This is a genomic window from Occallatibacter sp. (assembly GCF_036502485.1).
In the GTDB taxonomy this organism is placed as follows: domain Bacteria; phylum Acidobacteriota; class Terriglobia; order Terriglobales; family Acidobacteriaceae; genus Telmatobacter.
In genome coordinates this window covers 1-5,780 of the sequence record NZ_DASXYM010000170.1, presented here as the reverse complement: position 1 = coordinate 5,780, position 5,780 = coordinate 1, and the positions used below count along the sequence as shown (strand labels likewise).

Annotated in this window: 6 protein-coding genes and 1 tRNA gene; 1 reads left to right on the top strand and 6 read right to left on the bottom strand. The window is 62.9% G+C overall.

The annotated features are described in order from the left end of the window. On the bottom strand, positions 1-245 hold a 245-nt coding region (locus VGL22_RS20840; RefSeq protein ID WP_465268892.1), incomplete at its 3' end, for a cytidylyltransferase domain-containing protein. A gap of 156 nt (positions 246-401) precedes the next feature. On the opposite strand from VGL22_RS20840, the gene VGL22_RS20835 reads away from it, so the two are divergent. Further along, positions 402-478: transfer RNA gene (locus VGL22_RS20835), tRNA-Met, on the top strand. 29 nt (positions 479-507) lie between these two features. Here the strand turns inward: VGL22_RS20835 and VGL22_RS20830 are convergent. The 5 genes from VGL22_RS20830 to VGL22_RS20810 all read right to left on the bottom strand — a co-directional run bounded on the left by VGL22_RS20830 (position 508) and on the right by VGL22_RS20810 (position 5,730). Beyond that, positions 508-1,116 (bottom strand): hypothetical protein, encoded by a 609-nt coding sequence (locus tag VGL22_RS20830; protein WP_465268891.1) that lies wholly within the window; start codon positions 1,114-1,116, stop codon positions 508-510. Positions 1,117-1,254: 138 nt separating this feature from the next. After that, positions 1,255-2,013, bottom strand: coding sequence for a glutaminyl-peptide cyclotransferase (locus tag VGL22_RS20825; protein WP_465268890.1), 759 nt, complete (start codon positions 2,011-2,013; stop codon positions 1,255-1,257). A 189-nt stretch (positions 2,014-2,202) separates the two neighbouring features. Further along, complete coding sequence (locus VGL22_RS20820; RefSeq protein ID WP_465268889.1) at positions 2,203-2,943, bottom strand: DUF4397 domain-containing protein; 741 nt, start codon at positions 2,941-2,943, stop codon at positions 2,203-2,205. Positions 2,944-3,101: 158 nt separating this feature from the next. Beyond that, positions 3,102-4,409 carry an NCS2 family permease gene (locus tag VGL22_RS20815; RefSeq protein ID WP_465268888.1) on the bottom strand — a complete coding sequence of 436 codons (1,308 nt, stop codon included), beginning with the start codon at positions 4,407-4,409 and terminating at the stop codon, positions 3,102-3,104. A gap of 82 nt (positions 4,410-4,491) precedes the next feature. Then, positions 4,492-5,730 (bottom strand): cation:proton antiporter, encoded by a 1,239-nt coding sequence (locus tag VGL22_RS20810; RefSeq protein WP_465268887.1) that lies wholly within the window; start codon positions 5,728-5,730, stop codon positions 4,492-4,494. Positions 5,731-5,780 lie beyond the last annotated feature (50 nt).

Here is a 5,780-nt window from a genome sequence, read left to right as displayed (position 1 = left end):
CTATCTGACCCGCTGGTGCAATTTGCTGAGGTCATTGCCACCGCGACCCCACGCGCCAGGCACGCCTCGGCAACTTCGTCCGAGTCGGTCGCCACTACCACTGGGTCCATCAGCCCGCTGCTGACAACCGCCCGCCAAACCCACACAATCATTGGCCGCCCGGCGATCTCCCGCAGCACCTTGCGAGGCAGCCGCGTAGAGCTGAGCCGAGCCGGAATCACCCCCGCTATCCGTAACTTGCTCATGCACGCGAGTCTACAGGAGCAGCCATGACAATTTATCCGCAGATTGCCCAAGTTGGATGAGGCCGACCTGAGGTCGTCCTGCGCAACGGTTTGACCTTAAATTCAACCACCCGTATCATCTAGAGTGGTGCAGCTGTTCCGCTGCATGCCCAATCCGGCGGGGTAGCTCAGATGGTTAGAGCGACGGATTCATAACCCGTAGGTCGGCAGTTCGATCCTGCCCTCCGCCACCAGGCCTGCAATCAAACACATCGCATCCACGTCAATGCGTGCTGGAACCGCTGTTCCGGCCCTTCAACGATCCCCATGCGCGCGCAATCGGGCCGTGAATCAGCCGCATCTGCTCGGCCTTCAGCGCCGCGTACGATCTGCGTACATAGGCGTCGAACTCCGGTGGCCACCCGATGGTGGAGCGCCGCTCGCTGAAATCGCCGTCGGCCCATTTACGCAAAACAGCCTTGTACCCCACCACGTGCGTCACGAAATCCAGCAGGCACTGCGGCATCTGCTCTTCCACAATCAGGTGAGCATTTTCGATGATGATCTTCTCGCGGACCTCGTTCAGGGGAACGAAGATGGTCCGCATCCACAGCACCCACTCCTTCAACTGATCGTCCGTGATGGGTTCGCTCTGCACCTTCCCCTGCTTCTTGAGCAGGGAGCGGTAGGCGATATTGCCAGCCTCCGACGCGACATAGAGCGGCCCGTAAAGCTCGTTGAGCCGTTTGTTCACCAGGTCAAGCTTGTCGCGGCGCCGCGCCAGGATGTGGGCGCTGAGAGAGGTGATGGCGTAACCGGCCAGGGCCACCAGAACCGTGAGCACCAGGGCGTTCTGGAGGATGCTGGGAACCGAAAGCAGGGAAAACTCCATGGCTAACCTTGGGCAAGAGTATAGCGAGGCCGCGGCCGCGGGGCATGTGATGGAGAACAGGAGCGAGGCGGGGCAGTTCAAGGAAGGGAAAAAGGGCCAAAATGGCTACAGCCCGGCGCGGCCAATTCCGTTAGCCGGCTACCGCTTCCCGGGAGTGACCGTGATCTCGAACAGCTTTGGCCAGAGCTTGCCGGTCACGTAGAGGCGGCCGCGCGCCGCGTTCCAGGCAATACCGTTGAGGACGGCCTCTGGCGAGCTCTTCTGGCCCTCCGGCAGCAGTCCGGCAAGATCGATCCAGCCAAGCACCTTCCCGGTTGCGGGAGAGATACGCGCGATCCGATCCGTATGCCATACGTTGGCGTAGATCTGGCCGTGGATGTACTCCAGCTCGTTGAGCTCGGTGACGGGCCGGTCCTGATCCCGCACCAGGACGTGCCGGCGCTCCTTCATCGTGGCCGGATCGAGAAAGTGAAGCGTTGCCGTGCCGTCGCTGAGAATGAGCGAGCGGCCGTCCTGCGTCAGTCCCCAGCCTTCCCAGGGGTACCTCATCGTGCCAAGCTGGCGGAAGCTGAAGCGGTCGTAGACAAAGGCCACGTGAGACTGCCACGTGAGCTGAATCAGGGTGTTTTTCCAGTCCGTGAGTCCCTCTGCAAAGTACTGCTGCGGAACCGGAATCTCCTGTTCCACCTTGCCGGTCTGAACGTTCACCATGCGCAGCGTCGACTGGCCGTTCCGCCCCGTGCTCTCGTAGAGATGCCCATCCACAAACACCAGTCCCTGGGTGAATGCCTGACCGTCATGCGGATAGGCGTGCACCACTCTGTAGCCATCCACATGAGTGGCCGGGGCCGAAGAAGCCAACATCGCGGCAAACAGAATCGACGAGAGGAGTCGCATCTGGTTCGAGTGTAGATGGGGGGGAAGCGAAAGAGGGAAAAAGGGAAAGAGGGAAAGAGGGAAAGAGGGAAAAAGGGAAAAAGGGACGGAGTTACAAAGTGGCAGGAGTTGCGAAGTCGTGCCGGGCCGGGCCGTCACGGATAGTGGCACGAACGCCCATCTTGGCTGGGCTGCCGCTTTCAGAGTTCGCTATTGCACATCGTCGGCGATGACCACGTTGACCGGCGGATTGCTGGTCAACTGGCTGTCGACCATCACCACCGTGCGCACCTCGCCGCCAGTAAGCCCCAGCGGCGTGGAGGTGTACTTCGGCGTGATTTGCCCCGTCGGCGTAATCACCATCGTGACCGTCTGCGAGGCAAAGCTGACGTATCCGCAGGTCTGGCCCACCGGGATGTCGGTGCAGATCGGAATGCTGTTGGCGAGGGTCGTACCGGTCGGCACCATGTATACGTCCAGCGCGCCCGTGCGCGGCGCCTGGTTCAGGAAGCGGAAGTCCGAGTGTCCGCTGGCCGCCGCAATGCTCTGATCCTCCAGCACAGACACGTCATAGAGCGTCGGGGTGGATCCGTTGTCGGTAAGAAACACCGAGTGATGCGCCCCGGCCTTGAGCGTTACCGCGGCTGAAACCAGCGTGGCGCCTCCCGTGGCTGCCGTCACCGTCACCAGCGCCGCCGTCGAGGGCGCAGCCGCACCGTAGTTGGAGATAAATCCCTCCCCCACGTTGGACGCAAAGATGGTTTTCTCGACATAGATGTTCACTGCGGGCGCGATGTAGGAAGCGTTGATGACGCGCACCAGGCTCGGCTGTGAGAATCCGGCAACCACCTGGCAGGCAGAGAGTCCCAGCGCAACCACCAGCGAGGCTGCCGCCACCGCAACCAGCCGGGTCGCAGTCAGGGCGTCCTTCGCTTTTCCCATCCTGTTCATCACTTCTCCCACGCTCGCCTGCCGATCCCACTCGACCGTTACGCTCTGGTTTCCTAAACATGGTACAGGGCTATGTTGAACCGATTTTACGACTTTTGCGCCACCGGGGCGGCCGCGGCGATAACTTCTATGGTGCGGAATGGGCGTGGCCCGCCGGATCATCCGGCGCCCAGATACACGAAGCGCGCCAGGAACAGAACGGCAAGGATGTACAGCAGCCAGTCCTGGCGGCGCACCCTGCCGGTGGCCAGGTGAAGCGCCGCCCACGCAATCACGCCGAAGCCCAATCCGTTGGCGATCGAGTACGTCAGCGGGATCAGCGCCAGGGTCAGAAAGGCGGGCACCGCAACCAGCGGGTCGTGCCAGCGAATCTCCGTGACCGACCCCATCATCAACGCGCCCACAATGATGAGCGCCGGGGCAGTGGCGGCCGCGGGCACCATGCCCACAATCGGAACAGCGGCAATGGCGAAAAGGAACAAAATGCCGGTGACGATGGCCGTGACCCCCGACCGCCCTCCCGCCGCCACCCCCGCGGTCGACTCCACGTAGCTCGTCACGGTGGAGGTGCCGGTCAGCGAGCCCAGCACCGTCGCCGCCGCGTCCGTGAACAGGATCCGGTTCAGCCGGGGCACGGTGTTGTCTGCCTCAATCAGCCCCGCCCGCTTGGTGACCGCCACCAGCGTGCCCAGATTGTCGAACAGATCGACGAAGAAGAACACAAAGATGATCTCGACCAGCCCCTCACCCATCGCTCCGCGCAGATCAAGATGGAAGGCAGTGTCTTTCAGCGAGCCGAAGCCGCCGCTCATCGGCGTCCAGTGCACCATGCCGAGAGCCCACGCCAGTCCCGTTATGCTGAGCACGCCGATCAGGATCGCTCCGCGCACCTGCTTGACTTCAAGCACCACGACGATCAGCAGCCCGAGGAGGGCCAGTCCCGAGGTTGGATTGCGGATGTTGCCCATCGTCACCAGGGTGTTGGGGTCGCCCACAAGGATCCCCGCATGCTGGAACCCGATGAACGCAATGAACAGGCCGATGCCGCCCGCCACCGCCGCATAGAGCTCATGCGGAATGGCCCGCAGAATCATCTGCCGCACGCCCGCCGCGGTCAGCAGCAGAAACAGCAAGCCGGAAAAGAACACCGCGCCCAGTGCCGTCTGCCAGGGGATGTGCATCTTCAGGCATACGGTGTAGGTAAAGTAAGCGTTCAGGCCCATGCCCGGCGCCAGTGCCAGCGGATAGCGCGCGAAGACGCCCATGAGAATCGACCCCGCCGCGGCCGACAGGCAGGTAGCCGCTGTGACAGCCGCGAGCGGCATGCCCGTCTCATGCAGAATCGCGGGATTGACCAGCACGATGTACGCCATCGTCAGGAATGTGGTCAGGCCGGCGAGGATTTCCGTCCGCCAGTTCGTGCCCAGGCGCTGAAATTCGAAATAGGCTTCGAGCTGTTTCCGCATGAATAGCCTCAGAAGAGCACACCGCGGCAAAGGCTGAAAGTGACTTGTAGGGGACCGCTAGACCCGTCGATCCGGCGCAGCGCTACACGTGCGCGGCGGTGCGCCGGGTGCCGCGGGTCATCAGTATGTGCAGCGATCCGCCCTGAATCAGGATCGAGAAGACGACGACAACATAGGTGGCGCCCAGAATCCAGGAGCCACCCAGAGATGCGGGAATCGACAGGGCAAGCGCGATGGAAAGGCCGCCGCGCAGTCCGCCCCACGTCATCAGGAAGATGGCGCGGCTCCGTCCCCGGCGGCAGACATAGAGGATACCGGCGGCAGCAGCCATGATCGCCAGCCGCACCGCGTTGGCCGACACGATAGCCACCGCGCCCGAGCGCAGCGCTGCGGCGTTCAGCGTCACGGAGATGACCTGCAGTCCCAGCAGGACGAAGAGCACCGAGTTCTGCACCTCCTCCGTGAGCGTCCAGAACTCGTCCACGCGCTCGTCGGCAATGCGGCCGTCCGGCTGCGCGCGATTGAAATGGCGCAACGCCAGGCCCGCCACCACCGCCTCCAGCGGAGCGGAAAGATGCCAGTTCGCGGCAAGCACGTATCCGCCCAGGGCTAGTGCGAGCGTTAACAGGATGTCGATCTGATAGGAGAGCACCCGGCACATCAGCTGAGAAGTGATCCAGGCGCCGGCAATGCCCAGCAGCGTGCCCCCGCCGGCCTGCAGCAGCAGCATCCAGGTAACATGCCACGCCGTGGGCGCGTGCCCGCGCGCAATCTCGATCATGGTGAGAAACAGCACCGCGCCTACGCCGTCGTTGAACAGCGACTCGCCCGCAAGCTGGGCTTCAATGGATTTGTCGATACCCACGCGGCGCAGCATCTCCAGCACGGCTACAGGATCGGTCGGCGAGATCAGCGCGCCGAAAATCAGGCACTCCGTCCACGTGACCTGCGGGCCGGCCAGCAGTTTCATGAGCCCGGCCACGGCCAGGAAGTTGACCACGGTCCCCGGGATTGAGAGCAGCGCAACGGGAAGTTTTTCTCGCGCCAGTTGGTCGAGATCGAGCAGGAAGGCTCCCGCAAACAGCAGCAGTGGCAGCATGCCACGGAGGATGATGTCGCCAAGGTCGATCTGCTGCGCGAGTTGCTCAGCCCACACGTGCACGCCCGGCGCGAGCGGCCCAAAGTCCGCCAGCAGCAGCGAAACGACAAACGTAAGCAGCATGGTGCCGATCGTGATGGGCACGCGCAGCACGCGCACGCTCACCCACCCGAACAGTGCGGCTGTGGCCACCAGGATGCTGACAAGCTCGAGGGTCTTCAAACCAGCCTCGCGAACATGAAACTACTGTAACCAAGTTGTGAGCTGCACGT

What these genes read in the sequence shown, in the direction of transcription:
- VGL22_RS20830 (WP_465268891.1), bottom strand. Translation starts at nt 1,116, where the DNA reads ATGGAGTTTTCCCTGCTTTCGGTTCCCAGCATCCTCCAGAACGCCCTG.
- VGL22_RS20825 (WP_465268890.1), bottom strand. Translation starts at nt 2,013, where the DNA reads ATGCGACTCCTCTCGTCGATTCTGTTTGCCGCGATGTTGGCTTCTTCG.
- VGL22_RS20815 (WP_465268888.1), bottom strand. Translation starts at nt 4,409, where the DNA reads ATGCGGAAACAGCTCGAAGCCTATTTCGAATTTCAGCGCCTGGGCACG.
- VGL22_RS20820 (WP_465268889.1), bottom strand. Translation starts at nt 2,943, where the DNA reads ATGAACAGGATGGGAAAAGCGAAGGACGCCCTGACTGCGACCCGGCTG.